We start from the raw sequence: 19,073 nt of genomic DNA on the forward strand, positions 1-19,073 counted from the left end.
CTGCAACTCGAATGATTTCGGGTGGGTGCCAAAATGCAGCGCCTGGGCGCTGCGTGATGTTGCGTTGTGCTGTATCAGACGGCGACCAGCATGCCGCCATCGACGAACAACAGGTGCCCGTTAACAAAATCGGATGCTTTGGAAGAGAGAAATACCGCCGCGCCAATCAGCTCCTGCGGATCGCCCCAGCGCGCGGCTGGCGTACGTTTGCACAGCCAGGAGGTAAAGGCTTCATCCTCGACCAACGCTTTAGTCATTTCAGTTTTGAAGTAGCCCGGCGCGATACCGTTGACCTGGATATTGTGGCGCGCCAGCTCAACACACATTCCGCGGGTGAGCATTTTCACCGCGCCTTTCGAGGCGGCGTACGGCGTAATGGTGTCGCGGCCCAGTTCGCTCTGCATCGAGCAGATGTTGATGACCTTCCCGGCCTGGCGCTCCACCATGCGGCGAGTGACCGCCTGCGAGACCAGGAACACCGCCGTCTGGTTAACGGCAATCACATCGTTCCAGTCCTGTTCCGGGAACTCGGTAAACGGATGGCGGCGCTGGATACCGGCGTTATTCACCAGCACATCAATTTGGCCAATGTCTTTTTCGATATGCTCGATGGCGGCATCAATGTCCTGTTTCTGCGTAACATTGAATGGCGCGGCAACGGCGCGGATCCCTTCCTGCTGCAATTTGGCGACGGCGGCCTCCGCGCGCTCTGGCGTAATATCATTGACGATAATCTGCGCACCGTATTTACCCAGGCCGGTCGCCAGTAAATAACCAATACCCTGAGCCGAACCGGTGATCAGAATGTTTTTGCCATCCAGTGAAAAAAGATCGTTCATCATGTTATTCCTTATTTTGTTTCTGCAAAAACGAGCTGGACCTTTGCCGCCTGGGTTTTGTCCCCGGCGAAGATCAGCGCTTGTTCAAGCTCGGTAAATGGATATTCGGCACTGAGTAACGGCAGCGGATCGATAACGTTATTCGCCAGCCACGACACCGCGGTGTTGAACTCGGTGGTAAAGCGGAACGAACCTTTGAGCGCGATCTCTTTGCCGATCAGCATCATCATCGGGAAGTCCGGCACCGCGCCGCCCATGCCGACCTGCACCATCACGCCTTTTGCGCGGGTCACTTCCAGACAGGTGGTGATTGAGGACGGATGACCGGAGACTTCGAAGCTAACGTCGAAGTAGCCTTTCTCTTTTTTCCACTCCTCGAGCGAGTCCTGCTGCGGGTTAATCAGCGTGTCGGCCCCCATCTGCTGGGCCAGCGACAGCGAACGCGGGCTGATATCAGCACAGACAATCTCTGCCGCACCGAGCGTTTTTACCGCGCTGACGATCAGGCAGCCGATAGGACCGACGCCAGAGATAAACACGCGCTTGCCCTGCAGGTCGCCTGCTTCATGCGCGGCGTGGATCGCGACCGCCAGTGGTTCGGCAAAGGCCATGACTTTTTCATCGGCCTCTTGGGGGTAGGGGATACACTGCGCGGTATCGACGGTTTTAAACCGGGTAAAACCGCCGTCGACATGGGGAAAATACATGGCGCTACCAAAAAAGCGCATTTCCGTGCACTGGTTTTCTTCATGCCGCAGACAATATTTACAGTGGCCGCACGGCTTCGACGGATTAATCGCCACTGACTGGCCTTCATGTAATTCTTTGGAGTCGCTGTGCACCACTTTACCAATAACTTCATGGCCTAAAATCATCGGCGCTTTAACAGTGAAATTACCGACTTTCCCTTCCTGATAATAATGTAAATCGGAACCGCAAATACCACCGCGGGTAATTTTTACTAATGTCCCTTTATTATCCCATTCAATATTCTGGTCGGTAACGGCAACAGTTTTCTTACCCGCGACAACGCAGGATTGGGTTTTGACTTGCATAAATGCCTCACTGGTCAGGTAGTAACCTCGACAGCATTAAAACGGTTTTAATTATTATTATTTGTGAAGTAGGTCACGCTGGAAAATTGTTACACTACAATGTTACGCATAACGTGATGCGCCTTGTAAATCTGTGCGGTCGTGCCGAAAAAAGGTGAATTCTGCAATGTGCAAGGCGTAGTATCGCCTCATGGAATATAAATCTGGAGTTTTTTGATGGCCGGGGAAAGTTATATTTTGATGGGCGTTTCGGGGAGCGGTAAATCTTTAATTGGCAGCAAAATTGCCGCTGTATTATCGGCTAAATTCATTGATGGCGACGATCTTCATCCAGCTAAAAATATTGATAAAATGTCTGAGGGTATTCCATTAACCGATGAGGACAGACTTCCCTGGTTAGCGCGATTAAATGATGCCTCATACAGTTTATATAAAAAGAATGAGACCGGATTTATTGTCTGCTCATCATTAAAAAAACAGTACCGCGATATATTGCGGCAGGGCAGCCCGAATGTGCATTTTCTGTGGCTGGATGGTGATTACGAGACCATTCTGGCACGCATGCAGCGTCGGGCAGGGCATTTTATGCCGGTGGGCTTGTTAAAAAGCCAGTTCGACGCGCTGGAATGTCCGCAGGAAGATGAACGCGATATTGCCCGCATCGATGTGAACCATGACATCGAGCATGTGACGGAACAGTGCCGCCTGGCAGTGCTTGCGTTTCGTAGCGGGCAATAGGCCCAGCCCCTTGCGGGACTGAGCCCTGCATCAGAAGTCGGCTTTCAGCACCACGCGGTAGCGGGCTTTGCCGTCGCGCACGTGCTGGATAGCGTCGTTAATTTGCGACATCGGGTACAGTTCGGTAGTCGGCGACACCTTGCTGCGCCCGGCAAACTTCATCAGCTTACGCAGCTCGAAGGGCGTACCGGTCGCCGAACCGGAGATGCTACGATCGCCGGCAATTAAGGTAAATGCCGGCACCGGCAACGGTTTCAGCACCGCACCGACGGTATGGAAGTTACCGCCGTAGGCCAGCGCTTCAAAATAGGGCTGCCAGTCGAGGTCGACGTTAACCGTGTTAATGATGAGATCGAACTGGCCCGCCAGCGCTTTTAGCGCATCCGGATCGCGGCTGTTGACCACCTTATCCGCTCCCATCGCCAGTACCTCCTGCTCTTTCGCCGGATTGGAGCTGAACGCGGTCACCTCGCAGCCCATCGCGTGTAACAGTTTAATGGCGATATGCCCCAGGCCGCCGATGCCGATCACCCCGACGCGGCTGGTGGCAGTGATGTGGTGCATCAGTAGCGGTTTGAACACCGTGATACCGCCGCACAGCAATGGGCCAGCCGCCGCCAGGTCGATGCTCTCCGGCAGCGGGATCACCCACTGCCAGTCGGCCCGCAGCTTCTCGGCAAAGCCACCGCGATTGAGAATCGTGGGAACGGAACCTTGCAGGCAGTTAATCTGATTACCGCTGATACAGGCGTCGCAATGCCCGCAGCTGCGCGCCGTCCAGCCAACGCCGACGCGCTGGCCAACTTTCAGACCCTTATCCTGCGCCGCGCTGCCGAGCGCCGCCACGCGACCAATCACCTCATGCCCGGCAACCAGCGGATACTGAGAGAACCCCCATTCGTTGTCGATCATCGACAAATCGGAATGGCAGATACCGCAGTAATCGACCTGTACCTCGACATCTTCCGGCTTAAGCTCGCCCGCATCATATTCATAGAGTTCGAGTTCGCTGCCCGCCGATTTTGCGGCGTAGCTTTTTATCATCGACATCGTGTTTCCCTCAGTGTGGTGTTGAATTGGAAGTGTAGAGCATGGGGAAACGGGACGCTTCGCAGAACGGGGGCTTAAGGAGGTTATTGCGGGGACTAAACCGTGATGTTGATTGCAGCTCCGAAAGGTAATGCTGAAATTTTCAACACTTAGCGGGCCATACGCACGCTGACGCTTGCATGGTGGCGCATGACAGGTATAATCCACAACGTTTTCCGCATCCCTTCCGTGCCGGAGTGGCGAAATCGGTAGACGCAGTTGATTCAAAATCAACCGTAGAAATACGTGCCGGTTCGAGTCCGGCCTTCGGCACCAAGTGATGCAATAATTAGCTACCTAAGGGTGGCTTTTTTTGTGTCCATTTTCGTCCAAATTCGTCCATATCCGTCTGTAATTCAAAGATAATTTATTTTTCAATAATAACCATTTTTATTTTGTGGTCTTTACGTGTTGGTCATTTTTCATCCATTGACATCCACGCGATTTGGGGGCCAAATTGGGGGCTTAGACGTAGTTCGATAATAGTGAGGCCCCCAAATGGCACTAACAGATCGCGCTATAGTCCACGCCAAGCCTTGTGGCAAGCCGTATAAGCTCAGTGACTCGCATGGACTTTACCTGCTGGTTAACCCTAACGGTTCAAAACGCTGGTACATCAAGTACCGCTTTGTAAACAAAGAGAAAAAGCTCGCTTTAGGTCCTTATCCGCTTTTGACGCTTGCACAGGCAAGACGCATGCGTGAAGAGGCACAATTACTGCTGATCTCCGGCATCGACCCGAGTGCACACCGAAAGGCTGAACGTCTTGCGATAACGCCGGAACATACGTTTGAGTCTGTGGCACGCGAATGGGTCACCAGTAACGTGAACTGGTCGGCGGAACATAAGAAGCGGGTGCTGCGTTATTTCGAGCTTTACGTATTCCCCACGAACGGCAGCTGCGACATCACTAAAATGAAGGTCAAAGACCTTCTGGTGCCCATCAAGGAGGTGGAGAAAGCGGGCAAACTGGATGTTGCTTCCCGGCTTCAGCAGCGCACTGCCTGCGTGATGCGCTATGCCGTCCAGAACGGCATTATCGATCATAACCCTGCATCAGATTTAACCGGCGCGGTCTCCACGCCCAAAGTACGTCACCACCCGGCGCTGGATCTGAATCTTATCCCTGATTTCCTGGAAAGAATCGACGATTACAAAGGCCGTCAACTGACTCAACTGGCGGTAAAGCTGGCGCTGCTGCTGTTTATCCGTTCCAGCGAACTGCGCTTTGCCCGCTGGGATGAAATTGACCTGCGTAACGCCATGTGGACAATCCCCGCCGAGCGTGAGCCGATCCCCGGCGTTAAATATTCAGCGCGTGGGGCGAAGATGCACTCCCCACACCTGGTCCCATTGTCGCGTCAGGCCATCGAACTGCTGCACGAGGTGCGGCAGCATTGCAGATCGGGAACTGAACTGGTGTTTCCCGGCGATCACAATTACCACAAACCGATGAGCGAAAACACCATCAACAAAGCGCTGCGGGTGATGGGCTACGACACCCAGAAAGACGTCTGCGGCCATGGTTTTCGCACTATGGCCTGTAGCGCGCTGGTGGAGTCGGGCCTGTGGTCAAGCGACGCGGTAGAGCGCCAGATGAGCCATCAGGAGCGTAAGCGCGTGCGAGCGGCGTATATCCATAAGGCGCAGCACCTGGAAGAGCGCCGGGAAATGATGCAGTGGTGGGCGGATTATCTGGATGCAAACCGGTTCAGGCATGTGGTGCCGTATGGCTTTAAAAAGTCGCCGGGAGGCACACTCGACCATATGAGCTTCCAGGAGCGCAATGACCGGCAGCTAGAGGAGCTGAAAGCCAGAATACTGGCCGACTCGGAATGGCTTACAGCGTCTGAGTTATCGGCAAAAGCGGGTTTCCGTTCTGCCGATCCTGAGGCTGGTCCGAAAGGCTGGAAAGCCGCCGGGAAGATATTCTCGTTGAAGGTCGACGGGGAGGATCTGTACCCGGATTATGTTCTGGATGAGAAAATGCGGCCTCTTAAGGTTGTCCGTTTGATTCTCTCACTGTTTAAGGAGCGTAAAACCCCGTGGGGGCTGGCTATCTGGTTCGGTTCGGCAAACCGCAGGTTGCGCGGCGGGAGGCCGAAAGATCTGCTGGTATCAAAGTCAGAGTTGGTACTGCTGGCAGCGCAGGATGAGGTAGAGTTGGGGGGATAGGGAAGATTCTGGTATTTAGTCATTCCATGAGCATGGCCGTTTATGTCAGGGCAACGGGAGCAAAACAACTGGCATTTATATAGGCGAACAATGTTGGCTGTGGTTTAGCTTGGCACTCTCAGTGATTAGTTAAATTTGACAGTCAGCTAAGAGCGAGGAGCTGACGTTGCGTACTATCTTTTATGGTCATAGTAGTGTAGGCATCCCGCTGAATATGGCATATTCATGTGTAGGAAACGTTTGAAAGGAGATAGAGCCAATGTTTCGTGTAGATATAATAAATAAGACACTAATCAAACTGAAACCAACAAACTTCTCGGAACTTGGGCTGAAGGAACGTTTTGATATTCAGGAATGGATCGAAAAAAGCCCGACTATTTTAGGTGAGGAACTACTTGTCATTGGCAAAGAGGTCATTCTTGCCTCTGGTAAGCGCCTTGATTTGCTTTGCGTAAATAAATCGGCAGCACTTGTTGTGGTTGAGTTGAAACGGGATGATTCTGGCTCGTCCGTTGAATGGCAGGCAATAAAGTATGCATCGTATTGCTCAAGTCTCTTGCCCGGTGAGATTTTTAAGCTATACGCGTCCTATTTAAACAAGTCAGAATTTGATGCGACTAAAAAAATTGAGGAATTTATTGATGCTGACATTGAGTTACTTAACGCGAAACAGCATATTATTTTGGCCTCAAAAGAGTTTAACTCTGAAGTCATCTCCGCAGTATTATGGTTGCGAGAATATGGCATAGATATTCAATGCACTCGGATTGCTCCATTTATCGATTCTGATGGTGAGCTATTTATCAAGCCGGAAACAATTATTCCGTTGCCGGAGGCTAAAGATTATATTGAACGAAAAGAAGTTAAGCAAAGAACAATTGCTTCTAATCAAGATGAATGGACTGGTAGTTGGTTCGTGAATGTGGGCGAATGCGAATATCGAACTTGGGACGATAACAGACAATTTGGCTTTATTGGAGCAGGTCAAGGGAAGGTGTATTCATCTGCACTTAATCGTCTTGCAGTTGGTGACAAAATTTATGCTTACATGAAGGGATGCGGTTACGTCGGCTTTGGGGAAGTGACCAAACCAGCGGTTATGATTCGCGATTTCATAACTGATTCGAATGTTCCTCTACTCTCTGCAGGATTGAAAGCGGAACACCCAAACGCAAACTCTGACAATGAAGAGCTTTCCGAATGGGTTGTTGGTGTTCGTTGGATCAAGTCTCTTCCGAGAGAACAGGCGAAAACATTTCCTGGCATCTTCGCGAACCAAAATATCGTCTGTAAATTGCGGCATGGGCAGACATTAAAATTTGTGCAATCTGAATTCGGTCAGTAAGCGCTGATTTCAGCGAAGTTCGCTGTTGGCATTAAGCGGACTAGTTGGCTGAGCTGAAGATCCGCTGTGAGCGAAGAGCAGAAGTTCGTAGTTGAGTCACTATGAATCTTGCTAACAATGGCGTGTGTCGGTCAACTGGAAACAGGTCAATCATGATCTGGCTAAAGTGGATCGGTAATATGCAAATTTGTTTAGGTAGAAGTAATAAAAAGTTCAACGGAATTCTATAATGTCTGTTGTTGTCTAAGAGTGGTTCCTTGAACCGCCTGCGATTTGGCTATAGTGGGCTTATTGAGATTTTGCAGATCACCATGGCGAAGGTCGTCGGCGCCAGCTACGGAAAAGGGAGATCATCTTGTTCTTAAATATTGACTTCGACGATCAACTGGCAGTTGCCAGTATTTCGTTGGAAGGTTGGGCTCAGCCGCTTGTCGAATTCCTCTCACAGTATTTTACCATCCACAAAGACATGCTTCGTCTGGACTACTCCCACATATCACCTGATAACCACGTTTTTACGGGTTGGAAGCGTGAACAGTTTAAAGACGAATTCAAGTATGCGGCACAGCAGGGGCAGATAGCGCTGACCTTAAAAGTTCTCGGACACGGATCCACGGGGATTGAGAATTCGTCCTCTATCTTGGACCCAAATTCTTACCGGTGCGCTCAGGATACCTTCAGGAATGGCTTACTTAAGGTCGATCCCCCGGGCTTACGTGAAATCATTGTAGCGGAAATCGAGCCACGTGCGCTTTGGGTGAACTGGTTGCTCGATGACCGTTCATATTATCGGCGTAATTTTTTGGACGATCAGCAGATCATGGAGGCGTTGGTGGACAATACGTCCGAGGAAGATTGCATCGATGTTCTTCAACTAGTCGACCCTCACCAGTGGCAGAATAATTGGGCTTTCGAGAAACTGGTCAAGCTGTATTGGCAGCGTGTACGCGACTATTTGAAGAATCATATCGGCATGTCGTCGGACTATTCAAGCGTCACAAGGCAAGAGCTCGTCTTCTCTCTATTTGCGAATTCGCCGACAGTGCAGACATCCCGGTGGGCTTGCGAACAGGTTTTTGAACAAGCAGTTCCGTCAGTCTTTCCTAAGCTTATCCAACATTGCTGCAAGATATTGCCGGAAGATGTACGTAATCTGTTCCTGCGCTGGAATATCCGTTCGCAGAAAGAGAAGGAAAACAATATCAAGGAGTGCGTTGCCAAAGCCTTCTCGAGGCTTGCTGAATTGTCCGGGGACACTATACCCTCGGACCTCGCACTTGCGGCGGCTTGGCACGAGTTTGGAGACCCAGCGCGCTCTAGTCAGCAAAGCGTCATTGCCAGCCTCAGAGAATTGCCATCCCAGCCGTGGGATCGAGAAACGCTGTGGACCCAACTAGGCCCGGCCGCCCGCGAGGCCTGGCGGCAGGATCTGTTCGATCTGGTGAATGAGGAACCTGAATTAGCCCAGGGGCTCCTCAATTTTGCCTGCCTTTGGCTCGAGCAGACGGCATTTGCCGAAGTCGAGCCAGTGCTTTTGCGATTGATGGATGACGAGGAGCATCTGGCGTTTGCGAATCGGCTTGTCGGTACTCCTGCAAGGCAACTGCAACTGAGGAGCAAGGGACTAGTGCGGTCCAAGCAGGGGGCACTGGACCTGGAGGGGCCAGTAGGCCGGGGCGAGGGTGCTACTGCGTTGCCTAGCGTAGGAGCCCAAACTTGGCTGAGCGACCCTTCCGTGGAGCGCGTCATCCATAGGGCGCTTAGCCAGATGGAGGAAAAATTTTGTCGCGAATATTCGGAGACCTGGGGAGATGACGAGGAGGCCCATACGGCGCGCCTCCTGACTCTGACAATGGAGGCGTTGAACAACGCGAGTGACCAGTTACATCAACTCTCGGTTACGACGCGGGCGACATATCCGAGCCTGACAGTGAAGGTGCGTCAACCTAGCAAGCGAGAGGAAGGGGCGAACACATCAGCCGGGGCTCCGCTGGGGGCAGACGTGCTGTTCCTGAGCCGTATCGTGGACAAGGGGGAAACAGTGATCCAGCGTGCGACCCTTATGCAGGTGAAAAAGCGCAGAGGCACTGTTTCGGGACGGGGCTTCAGTTCGACAGTAGGCATCGACCTGCTGCAGTGCGAGGACATACTCAAGCAGTCAGAACACGCCTATTACCTGTTCACGACTCCGGCCTCGCCTCACCCGGTTCTCTGGGTTGCCCCAGCGCGGCTCGTCAGAAATTTGACCCAGTTGCACACGAGCAAAACTACTGTTTTGGCGATGCAGGTACGCGACGCCAGCTGCTCCTACGCGGATTTTTTTCTGCACGAGCTTGTTGGCCTGTGGGCTGGTGACGAGCATGAGGACGTCATTGCCATCGCTAACGGTGATCTTCGGCTTGGGCGAATGCCTCGCCACATCGTTGACATCGAGGTTCGCCGCCAATCGGATTGATGTGTCAGGAAGAAATTCATGCTCCAACTCGCTCAAAAGCAGAAGTTTATAGTCAGCCAAATCTGTATCCTCGTTTGGGCTGCATCGGCTCAAAGAGCGAAGCTTTATAACGTAGATTTGAAACCGCAATATCAAAGGTCAGTTGAATCGCCACAGGTTTAACAGAAACCTCAGGGTCATTTATGAACTGACCCCACCCCGTTGATTGCCACAGATTGTTCTCATTAACGTCCGCTGTTGTCAGGGCTGCTGTTGCAGCCCTGACAACCTTAGACTTCAATCGATTCAGATATCTCTAATTTATCATCGACTTCGATGCCCAGATAACGGACTGTGCTTTCCAGTTTCTTATGGCCCAACAGAAGTTGGATCATCCGGAGATTCTTGGATCAGGTAAGGTTTTGTTCTTCTCATGGAATGTGCGCTGTAAAGCGAAGCTTCGAGGCCAAGCTTTTCTACCCACCCATGAAAAATTCGGCTGTATTGTCGGGTTGATATGTGCCGGTTAGTTCCGATCCGAGACCGAAACAAGAAGTCTTTACTGTGCAAATTGCCAAGCTTTATCAATGCAGCAACAGCTTCTCTTGTCCCTTTGGTTATCTCAAATTGCACAGGGCTACCGGTTTTCTGTTGCAGCACCGTTGCTCTGCTTGAAACCGAGCATACCATATTCAACATCAGATACTTTGAGATTCACCAGATCGCAGCCTCGTAGCTTACTATCTAAGGCCATATTGAACAGAGCTAAATCACGCGTTTTACCTTCCAGTTCAAGCCGGATTCGGATCCCACAGATATGAGATATCTGAAGTGGTCTTTTTTGGCCTATGATACGGTCTTTATTCCACGGTGACATGTTCATACTCAAATCTCCTGCAATGTTGGAGATTTGAGTATGGTTGTCCCTTATGAGCGAGAATCGGATGTTAGTCCTTACCATAATAATTTCAACAGCTGGACTACTCTTTACTGGTAGGCGGCTTTCCTTACAGTCATAAGGAAACACCATAAAGCGCTAAAAATTATGGATTGCGGTGTTTTTTAAATATCCTCCAATTACGATTAGTTTAAGTTTTTAAAATTTTCACGCAATTGCGGGATAATATCAACTATTAATTTCCTTCTCATTTTTAAAATTGAATCCGTACCATAGATGATACCGTAATCTTTCATGTATTCATTAGCATGGACAGCAGCAGTGTTATATGAGGTTATTTTTGGGTGTATTTCTAAGCCTTCATTGATTTGTTTCCTGTAGTGGTACATGCGATCGCAGAGCATCGCTGTAAAATAGCCAAGAAATTGATTCCTTTGTTCCAATATTTGTCGTTTATAAAGTTCACCACGAACACTGGTGGGTAAGTAATGGGTTAAATAATCTTTTATTGTATGCAACGGTTTCTGTCGTGTGAAGAGTAAAGTTCTTATGTCACAGATAACCGAATTGAACCTACTCTCATCAATTTCTTTTGGGATGTTAATGATAAAAGCATTATCAATTAATTCGTTGTTAATTGAAATAGGTTCTTCATCTGCATCCCTCAAAAAACCAGCTACAATGCCACTTAGTCCATAATTATTTTTAGTGGTTTTGTTCCATTTCTCGATAATAACTTTTGCTTCTTCCTGCGGGATTTTTTCCTCAAGTGAATTTTCATTCTCTCTAACTTTAAGCCAGTCTTCCCATGTGTGGGTATCAACTAATTTCGGACGTTTTCTAGGATAAAATAAAGCATCTTTAATATAATTACCCCATAACCAACTATAGTAAGTATCGAATGCCATCGAAAATTTAATTTGGCGAGATATTATTGTTGTCCACGGAATGGAGTGATGATGTGTGATTTTATCTAAAATACCTATGATTGAATTGGTGATGATTTTATCATTAATTATAGCAACCAGATCTGAGTAATTTTTCATGATGTGCTGTTCAATCGCCATCACTTCCCACGAGGCTTTTGATTTTTTTGCGTAGAGGTAATCCATTAGTATTTTTGAAATATCGTCTTTTTGATTTTCCAATTGAGCCGACGTTGAATCTCCGGGATTCAAGTAAATATAAAGGGCTATGTTTTTATTTATCTCTTTATGTAGGTTAATTACTTCATCACACCGACCAGCCTTAAGCTCATCCCAAACAAGTAGGTCACAAGAGAGTAACCAATCCAGATGATTTAGCATACTTATTTCATGTGGTTCCAGTAGAGCCATTACGCACACCTCCAAGTGGCAATTCAGAATTAGGTTCAGAGCAGTGAGGGGAGTTTGGTCAAACCAAAGTCTCTCTTTTTTTGAGCACTAAACTTCACTACATTTGATGAACTTCTTGCAGTCTATCTAATGGTGATAACAAATGAAATCAGTATCGTATGACGCAGTAATGAGCCCAGGGGCTAGGGAAAAGATCGATAACGGCGAATGGCGTGTAATCGGCTTGTCCGTGATGGATACCTCAAATGGAAGAATGGTTGCCAATCTCAAAACGGTTACCAAGAGTAATCAATCTGAGTACACTCCTGCTCTGTTCGTAGCCTTAAGAGATGAGATTTGCCTCTCTCAACGATTGATGTCAATTAAGATTCGTGAGTCATTCGACAAGCAAAGGAGCATTCTGAACCGAATTGAAGGAAAAATTGATTTTCTGACTGATGTCAAATTCGCTGAGTTGGCTGGTGAGATTAATCATTTCTTTACTCAATGTGATCATTTACATACAAGTGAGGCGGTAAAGGCAGAGAGAGTGCTCGACCATGGTGGCCGTTTAGCTGCTAGGTTAGCGGGAATAACTGATGCCTTAATAGATGACTATTTGGGTAGCGTACAATTGGTTGTTGGGAATGAAACAATGGATTATTCCATGTACACATCGAGAGAATATACTACGGGGGGGTATCGTTACGAACCAGATGTTACGGAAATGACTTATCCGGATTTTATCGGTACGAGAGTTAAAAGCTTCCTTGGTGCGTTAATTGAAATGCTTAACAGTCTCAATCTTATCTCAGTGTGCTTTAACCAGGAGCTCTACATGGGGTATATGGACTCGCTAACGGCGCTACGTGTAAAATTACGGGCACTGCTTAATAGTTTAGTGTTCGGAGTTCCTGTTAAGGAAGGGAAGTTTAAATGCAAAAACTATCGTGCGCTAATATTCACCAAAGATCGCAATGGCGACTGGGTTCAGGATAATGAGGCCGAAAGACTCGCTCAGTACTACACTGAATTTTCCCATAATAATCTTGCAGCAAGCATCTACGAGCGGACCTCAGGGTATGTTAAACGAGATGAGAATTTATTCGCTGCCGTAACCGTAGTGCTCAATTTTATTGAGGATATTGATCTCCTTCTCAGTAGAGGTACCGAGCTCACGGAAGGAAGTATCATGGATACTGAGTCCATTAAATTGCTGTCCGAAACAATATTTCCATCTCGCACGAACCGATTACTAACGTCAACATCATGATAATTTGATGCCTAAACAGTCGCGCAAGTGATGTCTGCTGTTGGCACAAAGCGGCATGTAGGAAACTGATAGCTCTGCTATGAGCGAGAAGCAAATCAGTCTTTGAGGAAGGCCGACTTACTCACTATTGAGTCGTGTAAAGTGGTTTGTCATACAGGAATGACCCTGAATCATAAAGATGTCAAATCACATCCGACCGAATACAAGTGAGACGTTTCCAGCATCCCGCCTATATGTTTATAAAAACTGTTTTTATCGACATATAGCCAGAACATGTCGATGCCATAAACATGTTTTAGCCTTATGTTTATAAACATGAGTGTTATCACCATGTTGTTGCTGTATCTCGATAGAATTTCTGGTCGTCAATCATAGTTTTCTGCATAGTGCTGTTAACGATGTCTTTTGGGGTGAGACAGAGCTACATGGATACGACAGTGAAACTGTGTACAATTAAAAATATTATCCCTCACAGGGGATAAATTTGAAATATCCCCTGAAGCGGATATACTAAAAATATCTGTCATGGGGGATAAAATGAACGTAACCTCACCCAAAATGCTGGCTCAGGCAGTCAGGGATGCACGCAAGCAACGTAAGCTGACTCAACGCGAAGCTGCTGAAAGTATGAGCATGAAGCAATCAACGGTTTCAGAGTTTGAGAATCATCCGGAGGGGACACGGCTGGACACGCTTTTTAAGCTGCTTGCCGCTCTGGATCTTGAACTTCAGGTCGTAAGCCGAAAGGGTAAAAACAAAACATCTGAGGGTTGGGACCAGGAGTGGTGATCCGTGGAAAGATTAACGGTTGCGCTAAATGGCATCATTGTTGGTACGCTGGAGAAAACAGCGGGCGGTGAAATGTCTTTTTACTACCAAAGAGACTGGCTGGAAAGAGCTGGTTCTCGTGCTATTTCTCTTTCGATGCCGTTACGGGAAGAGCGTTATCGTGGCGAAATCGTTTATAACTTTTTTGATAATCTTTTGCCAGATAGTGAGCAAATTCGTAGCCGGATTCAGGCGCGGTTCCATGCGCCCACAAAGCAACCTTTCGACTTGTTAGCACGTATTGGGATGGACTGTGTTGGGGCTATACAGCTTTGGCCTTATGAAACCGATATTCCATCTATTCAGAGAGTGGATGCCGAACCCTTAACTGAAAACGAAATAGAACATCTGCTGCAGGGATACAAAGATGCTCCATTGGGTATGCAGGCAGAGGTCGATGATTTTCGTATTTCACTGGCGGGTGCACAGGAAAAAACAGCTCTGCTCTGGTGGAATAATCGATGGTGTAGGCCACGCGGGAGCACACCGACAAGCCATATTTTTAAACTACCTATTGGCTATATCGCCAATAACGGAATTGACCTTCGCGAGAGCGTTGAAAATGAGTGGCTGTGTTCAAAAATAGCGGCTGAGTTTGGTTTTCCCGTTGCGGATACCCGAGTTGCGTATTTTGGGCAACAAAAGATACTGATTGTTGAACGTTTCGATCGGCGATGGGCTAAAGATGGTCAGTGGCTGATGCGTTTGCCAACGGAAGACTTTTGTCAGGCATTGGGTGTAGCTCCGGCGCTTAAGTATGAATCTGATGGTGGGCCAGGAATCGCCAGAAGCATGGATTTGTTACTGGGTTCTCAACAACCGCTTAAGGACAGGATTTTGTTTTTCAGAAGTCAGATCTTTTTCTGGATGTTGGCGGCAATTGATGGCCATGCCAAAAACTTCAGTGTATTCCTTGAACCAAACAGCGCTTACCGTATGGCCCCGCTTTACGATGTAATGTCTGCTTACCCTTTGATGCACCCGAAAGGTATTCCTCCCAGAAAAGCTAAAATGGCGATGGCGCTATCCGGACGTAATCGCCATTTTCACTGGAGTACAATCATGCCCCGTCATTTTCTTTCCACTGCGCGAGAAGTGAGCTTTCCCGTTTTGCAGGTTGAGCAATTGCTGGCGGAGATGAAACAACGAACTGAATCGGTGATCTCAAAAGTGGAAACGATGTTACCTGCAGGATTCCCAGAGCACATAAGCGAAGCTATTTTTGAAGGATTAAGGCATCAGTCAGCGCGTATTCCGTAGCCATCTCGGTAGTAGTTGAAACAGTAAAAAATACCCCTATTTCATGGCTAATTAACCGCGAAATTATAGCTATGGAGGAAACTACCGATGTTACCCCGGACACACCGCCAGCTCGTGAGCGTAGAAGTGATGTGGCCTGCTCAGACGCTACCGCTTCCCCTGCAACAGGTAGTCGAAGCATTGAATCAGGGCGAAACGCCCGATCAGATTATTATCCGCATGAACCAACGGGGTCTGCTGGCGTGGCGCGAAGACGCATTCGAGCAGGATACACACGATGTTTTTCAGGTGCGGCTGGACAATCAGCATGAAGCGCGGTTTCTCTGCCGCTACGTTACGCTGCCGCTGCACTGATGTCCGTATCCCGGTAACGCGAAATTGAAGAGTGCTGTTTATCACCGGATAAATTAATATGCTATAAAATAAAGAGTTAGCATATGTCGTTTCAGGGATGATGAGTTGTAAATGAAGAAGAAACTGCCAGACCAGCTTACCAGGGAATGCATTATTGCGGCTATGCGCGCCTATGATGAAGGTGTACGCCACCAGTTCAGCGAGTCCCGGCTGTATGATGTGGTCTTTGAAGGGCGCAGTTATCCACCGAAAGCTATAGTCGGTATTGTTGCTTCAAATATGACAGGCGTTGAGTTTTCCCCTGAAGATTTTAGTGGTGGTATCAAGTCGAAATGCGTCAAGTTGCTTACCGATCAAGGGTTTCAGATCGTTGAGAAAAATTTGGGTAACGAGCAGCCTGCCATCAGTATTTTTCCTGATGAACTGCCGCCGCAGAGCGTATTTAATGAAGGTGCAGCTACGCAGGTAACGGTTAACCGCTATGAACGCGACCGTAAGGCCCGCCAGGCCGCATTAGCCTGGCATGGTTGTCTGTGCAGAGTATGTGGTATTGATATGATGAAGGTGTATGGTGAGATAGCAAAAGGTTTTATCCATATACATCACCTGATTCCGCTATCAGACATCAAAGAGAATTACTCTCTGGATCCCAAAAAAGATCTTATTCCCGTCTGCCCTAATTGCCACGCCATGTTGCATCGGCGTAATCCGCCTTTTTCGCCTGAAGAATTGAAATCAATTATTGAATATCATGCGGCTCTTTAGGTATTAAAGCCCATTCGCTGTAGCTCGGTGGAAGAGAGTATTTTGATATAAATTGCTATTCGCGCAGCAACTTCAGCCACGGATTATTCACCGGCACTTTCTCCCCCAATACCTGCTTCGGATCTTCCATCAGAAAACCTTTCAACTGACTACTTTTCTTTTGTGGAACCCGAACCTCGCAGGTCCAGATAAAACTGTCATCATTACAGCGCAGGGCAAGCCCTGACTCCTGAAACATTCGCTGTGCCAGTTTCCAGCCGTCGCCGGTATCGCCTGTAGTTTCTGCTGCGTATGTCTTAAAGATCCCCGGCGAAATCAAGAAAAGATGGTTTTCCACCACATGTACCTTGCCGTTTCGGGTATTCACCGTGGTTGAAGGGCTGGTGTGGGTCTTCAGCCACTGCAGGAAATTATTATTGTCACCAAGCCTCGGGTCGTCTGCTATCTCCGGCAGCGGTTGAGTGGGTGCGCTAAGTTCAGGGACGGGTTCAGCTTTGCTTACCGGCGTCACATCACCGGCAAAACCGGCGGGACGTTGTTCGCCTAGCTCCCATATTGCAGACGGTGTCAGGCGCAGCAGCGTCAGCGGTTCAACGGGCGACCAGCCCTTATCCGATCGGATAATGCAGCGCCAGATCGCTTTATCCTCATTGGCAACGATAAGCTGATGCGTCAGCAGTTCGTCAAACAGGCGGTTATTGTTTTCCGGCACGCTAGATACGCCATGCTGGAGCAGCCAGGCGCGAACCCGGTCGGCGGTGGTTTTGCTGATAAGCCACAGCGCATCCTCCGTCAACCAGCCATCTGATCCGCATTCGGGATTATTGAGCCGGTACTCGTTCTGTACCAGCGACCGCAAGGCTGTAAGAAGTTGCTGGGGGAAGGAAGAGGGCTTTTGCGCCAGCGCGGTTTTGATATCGCCGCCGAGGTATCGGGCGACAGAGGCTTTATCGGCCTGCTGCACCAGTTCAGCCAGTGCGCCAGCCCTTTCGTAGTGTCCGGTGAGCTGATAAATCAGGGACGCAAAAGCCGCCGGGTATCCGGCCAGCCAGTCCAGTAATGGCGAGGGTATCAACTGATTAATCAACATTGCGCCAGCTGCCGGATGCAGATGATAGTCGCGACCGTGGCTATGGTACTGCCAGCGATAAGGCTGTGCCAGATTACCCTGCCACGAATGCCAGCGGGTGCCATCACGTTGATCAATCTCCATATCCACGGCGATTTTTCCCGTATCGTGCAGCAATGCCGCGCAGACCACCGCGACCGTCCATGCGCTGGCCTGCCGCGCCTGTTCTTCCGCACCTGCTTCAGGTGGCAGCAGATAACCCTGGCGCAGTCGGATGGCGTTGCAGGCAACTTCCAGCGAATGATCCAGCAGCCCGCCGGGAGTGGAATGGTGATGACTTTGTGAGGCGGGTAGCAGTTGCACCAGGGCGGCGAAGCGATGAATCGCCGTGAGGATCCAGCTATCGAACAGGGTATCCGGCAGCGGGGTCAGTTGTCGTAACTGCTGCAAACAGGACTGGCGTAACGGTGTCGCCAGTAATCGTTCTGCGGATTGTGGCGCAAACCAGCCCTCCGACAGCGTAGCGTCTGGCGCAGGTGGCTGGCTCCATGATGGTCTTTGTAGCCACTTCAGCATATTTCCCCTTTCCGGGCAGGCCCCTTTGCCCTTGTCGCCCTTCCTTTGCAGTTTCTCCCTTTGGGCCTTTTGTATGCAGCAGGTTATTTTTGTCAGCGAGGAAGAGTTGAAGGTTGATGGTCATTTAACGAATATAAGGATGGTGTCTCTACGGGCTGGACTATGCGCAGATGGCAGCGCAATTTGGCTGACAAATAATGAATTTATACAAGGACGAGGTCATGGCACGATTAGTCAGAAAAAATTATCCGCAACTGGGGGAAGTTAACGCTCCTTATGTTCATGCAGTTGCACACCAGGGGGCGCTATATATATCGGGTCTGACAGCTTTTGGTTCTGAGTCGCAGAGTGGTGATGTTGTTGCGCAGGCAAGTGAAATATTCAGGCAACTTAAGGTGATAGCAACAGCGGAGGGGATTACGCTTGATAATCTGATTAAAGTGACGATTTTTGTTACTTCAATTGGTTCGCTGAAAGTATTGCGTCAGGTATTGTATGCAAACTATGGCGAGAGCTTGCCCGCCAGTTCTCTTGTCGAAGTTAGTGCACTGTTCTCCCCGGATCTTCATATTGAAATTGAAGCCGTGCTTGCACTGCAATGATGTAAAAGTGGCCGATCGAAACCGGCCACTCCGTTCCACTTACCACCAGGCATAAAACATCAGCCTGTCTCGCTCAAAATCAAACGTCTCCAGCGTCTCCTTCACCCAGCGAGTGACGGTGCGGACATCTTTCCAGTAGTGTTCTCCATAATCGGTATAACCATAGAAAAAGCCGTCAATGGTGGGATAAACCGCGCCGCAGTTATCCGGCGTCAGGCTCTGCAGGTCACTCAGAAGCGCCTGCAAATGTGCTTTTGTGACTTCTAACAGCACTTGGTTGCGCACCAGCCCAACGTGTTTATCCACCCATTTGAGTAACGGGTTCGCCTTGCGGAAATAACCCACTCTGGCGTACTGGCTTTCATCGGGCGCGTTTTTTGCCCGTTCGAAAAAGAAGAGATCGAGTCCCATACGTTGATCCTCAGAAAAAGGGAGCAACTTCCCGGCGGGGAAGGCT

At 49.1% G+C, this 19,073-nt stretch carries 16 protein-coding genes, 1 tRNA gene and 1 pseudogene; 11 read left to right on the plus strand and 7 right to left on the minus strand.

The features are described from left to right. Positions 1-74: 74 nt before the first annotated feature. Both idnO and idnD read right to left on the minus strand, forming a co-directional pair. On the minus strand, positions 75-839 hold the full coding sequence (idnO, locus tag FOB24_RS04490; RefSeq protein WP_038636797.1) for a gluconate 5-dehydrogenase: 765 nt from the start codon (positions 837-839) through the stop codon (positions 75-77). Between the two features lie 11 nt (positions 840-850). Then, entirely contained in the window at positions 851-1,894 is a 1,044-nt protein-coding gene (idnD, locus tag FOB24_RS04495) for an L-idonate 5-dehydrogenase (protein WP_150344556.1), read from the minus strand. A 216-nt stretch (positions 1,895-2,110) separates the two neighbouring features. Here idnD and idnK point away from each other — a divergent pair, with 216 nt between their 5' ends. After that, positions 2,111-2,632, plus strand: a complete 522-nt coding sequence (idnK, locus tag FOB24_RS04500; protein WP_121529896.1) for a gluconokinase — start codon at positions 2,111-2,113, stop codon at positions 2,630-2,632. A gap of 30 nt (positions 2,633-2,662) precedes the next feature. Here idnK and ahr read toward each other — a convergent pair whose 3' ends face one another. Then, positions 2,663-3,682, minus strand: a complete 1,020-nt coding sequence (ahr, locus tag FOB24_RS04505) for an NADPH-dependent aldehyde reductase Ahr (protein ID WP_150344557.1) — start codon at positions 3,680-3,682, stop codon at positions 2,663-2,665. Between the two features lie 230 nt (positions 3,683-3,912). Between ahr and FOB24_RS04510 the strand changes: the two genes are divergently transcribed. The 4 genes from FOB24_RS04510 (at position 3,913) to FOB24_RS04525 (ending at position 9,696) form a co-directional block, all read left to right on the plus strand. Further along, positions 3,913-3,997: transfer RNA gene (locus FOB24_RS04510), tRNA-Leu, on the plus strand. Positions 3,998-4,219: 222 nt separating this feature from the next. Further along, complete coding sequence (locus FOB24_RS04515; protein ID WP_150344558.1) at positions 4,220-5,896, plus strand: tyrosine-type recombinase/integrase; 1,677 nt, start codon at positions 4,220-4,222, stop codon at positions 5,894-5,896. A 259-nt stretch (positions 5,897-6,155) separates the two neighbouring features. After that, positions 6,156-7,241 carry a PDDEXK family nuclease gene (locus FOB24_RS04520; RefSeq protein ID WP_064188545.1) on the plus strand — a complete coding sequence of 362 codons (1,086 nt, stop codon included), beginning with the start codon at positions 6,156-6,158 and terminating at the stop codon, positions 7,239-7,241. Between the two features lie 355 nt (positions 7,242-7,596). Next, positions 7,597-9,696, plus strand: coding sequence for a hypothetical protein (locus tag FOB24_RS04525; RefSeq protein ID WP_150344559.1), 2,100 nt, complete (start codon positions 7,597-7,599; stop codon positions 9,694-9,696). 269 nt (positions 9,697-9,965) lie between these two features. Here the strand turns inward: FOB24_RS04525 and FOB24_RS04530 are convergent. Beyond that, a pseudogene (locus FOB24_RS04530) lies at positions 9,966-10,558 on the minus strand (tyrosine-type recombinase/integrase). Between the two features lie 200 nt (positions 10,559-10,758). Beyond that, on the minus strand, positions 10,759-11,910 hold the full coding sequence (locus FOB24_RS04535; RefSeq protein WP_150344560.1) for a hypothetical protein: 1,152 nt from the start codon (positions 11,908-11,910) through the stop codon (positions 10,759-10,761). 142 nt (positions 11,911-12,052) lie between these two features. On the opposite strand from FOB24_RS04535, the gene FOB24_RS04540 reads away from it, so the two are divergent. From FOB24_RS04540 to FOB24_RS04560, 5 genes are all read left to right on the plus strand, one after another. Further along, the gene (locus tag FOB24_RS04540; protein WP_064188548.1) at positions 12,053-13,162 is read left to right on the plus strand and encodes a hypothetical protein; all 1,110 of its coding nucleotides are present in this window, start codon (positions 12,053-12,055) and stop codon (positions 13,160-13,162) included. Positions 13,163-13,699: 537 nt separating this feature from the next. After that, positions 13,700-13,951, plus strand: a complete 252-nt coding sequence (locus FOB24_RS04545; RefSeq protein ID WP_032724128.1) for a helix-turn-helix domain-containing protein — start codon at positions 13,700-13,702, stop codon at positions 13,949-13,951. A gap of 3 nt (positions 13,952-13,954) precedes the next feature. After that, the gene (locus FOB24_RS04550) at positions 13,955-15,250 is read left to right on the plus strand and encodes a type II toxin-antitoxin system HipA family toxin (RefSeq protein ID WP_064188549.1); all 1,296 of its coding nucleotides are present in this window, start codon (positions 13,955-13,957) and stop codon (positions 15,248-15,250) included. 87 nt (positions 15,251-15,337) lie between these two features. Further along, a complete protein-coding gene (locus FOB24_RS04555; RefSeq protein ID WP_064188550.1) occupies positions 15,338-15,604 on the plus strand; it encodes a hypothetical protein in 267 nt (88 codons plus the stop codon). Between the two features lie 111 nt (positions 15,605-15,715). Continuing rightward, a complete protein-coding gene (locus FOB24_RS04560; protein WP_150344561.1) occupies positions 15,716-16,369 on the plus strand; it encodes an HNH endonuclease in 654 nt (217 codons plus the stop codon). A gap of 55 nt (positions 16,370-16,424) precedes the next feature. Here FOB24_RS04560 and mobH read toward each other — a convergent pair whose 3' ends face one another. Continuing rightward, the gene (mobH, locus tag FOB24_RS04565; RefSeq protein ID WP_150344562.1) at positions 16,425-18,014 is read right to left on the minus strand and encodes a MobH family relaxase; all 1,590 of its coding nucleotides are present in this window, start codon (positions 18,012-18,014) and stop codon (positions 16,425-16,427) included. Between the two features lie 221 nt (positions 18,015-18,235). On the opposite strand from mobH, the gene FOB24_RS04570 reads away from it, so the two are divergent. After that, positions 18,236-18,616, plus strand: a complete 381-nt coding sequence (locus tag FOB24_RS04570) for a RidA family protein (protein WP_150344563.1) — start codon at positions 18,236-18,238, stop codon at positions 18,614-18,616. 39 nt (positions 18,617-18,655) lie between these two features. Here FOB24_RS04570 and FOB24_RS04575 read toward each other — a convergent pair whose 3' ends face one another. Next, complete coding sequence (locus FOB24_RS04575) at positions 18,656-19,027, minus strand: hypothetical protein (protein ID WP_150344564.1); 372 nt, start codon at positions 19,025-19,027, stop codon at positions 18,656-18,658. Positions 19,028-19,073: the final 46 nt, after the last annotated feature.

Origin of the sequence: Citrobacter werkmanii (assembly GCF_008693645.1) — a bacterium.
GTDB classification, from domain to species: domain Bacteria; phylum Pseudomonadota; class Gammaproteobacteria; order Enterobacterales; family Enterobacteriaceae; genus Citrobacter; species Citrobacter werkmanii.

Excerpts from the sequence above, each read along its gene's own strand:
- FOB24_RS04520 (WP_064188545.1), top strand. The coding sequence starts at position 6,156 with ATGTTTCGTGTAGATATAATAAATAAGACACTAATCAAACTGAAACCA.
- idnD (WP_150344556.1), bottom strand. The coding sequence starts at position 1,894 with ATGCAAGTCAAAACCCAATCCTGCGTTGTCGCGGGTAAGAAAACTGTT.
- FOB24_RS04540 (WP_064188548.1), top strand. The coding sequence starts at position 12,053 with ATGAAATCAGTATCGTATGACGCAGTAATGAGCCCAGGGGCTAGGGAA.
- FOB24_RS04535 (WP_150344560.1), bottom strand. The coding sequence starts at position 11,910 with ATGGCTCTACTGGAACCACATGAAATAAGTATGCTAAATCATCTGGAT.
- idnO (WP_038636797.1), bottom strand. The coding sequence starts at position 839 with ATGAACGATCTTTTTTCACTGGATGGCAAAAACATTCTGATCACCGGT.
- FOB24_RS04555 (WP_064188550.1), top strand. The coding sequence starts at position 15,338 with ATGTTACCCCGGACACACCGCCAGCTCGTGAGCGTAGAAGTGATGTGG.
- FOB24_RS04560 (WP_150344561.1), top strand. The coding sequence starts at position 15,716 with ATGAAGAAGAAACTGCCAGACCAGCTTACCAGGGAATGCATTATTGCG.
- FOB24_RS04545 (WP_032724128.1), top strand. The coding sequence starts at position 13,700 with ATGAACGTAACCTCACCCAAAATGCTGGCTCAGGCAGTCAGGGATGCA.
- mobH (WP_150344562.1), bottom strand. The coding sequence starts at position 18,014 with ATGCTGAAGTGGCTACAAAGACCATCATGGAGCCAGCCACCTGCGCCA.
- idnK (WP_121529896.1), top strand. The coding sequence starts at position 2,111 with ATGGCCGGGGAAAGTTATATTTTGATGGGCGTTTCGGGGAGCGGTAAA.
- ahr (WP_150344557.1), bottom strand. The coding sequence starts at position 3,682 with ATGTCGATGATAAAAAGCTACGCCGCAAAATCGGCGGGCAGCGAACTC.
- FOB24_RS04570 (WP_150344563.1), top strand. The coding sequence starts at position 18,236 with ATGGCACGATTAGTCAGAAAAAATTATCCGCAACTGGGGGAAGTTAAC.
- FOB24_RS04575 (WP_150344564.1), bottom strand. The coding sequence starts at position 19,027 with ATGGGACTCGATCTCTTCTTTTTCGAACGGGCAAAAAACGCGCCCGAT.
- FOB24_RS04515 (WP_150344558.1), top strand. The coding sequence starts at position 4,220 with ATGGCACTAACAGATCGCGCTATAGTCCACGCCAAGCCTTGTGGCAAG.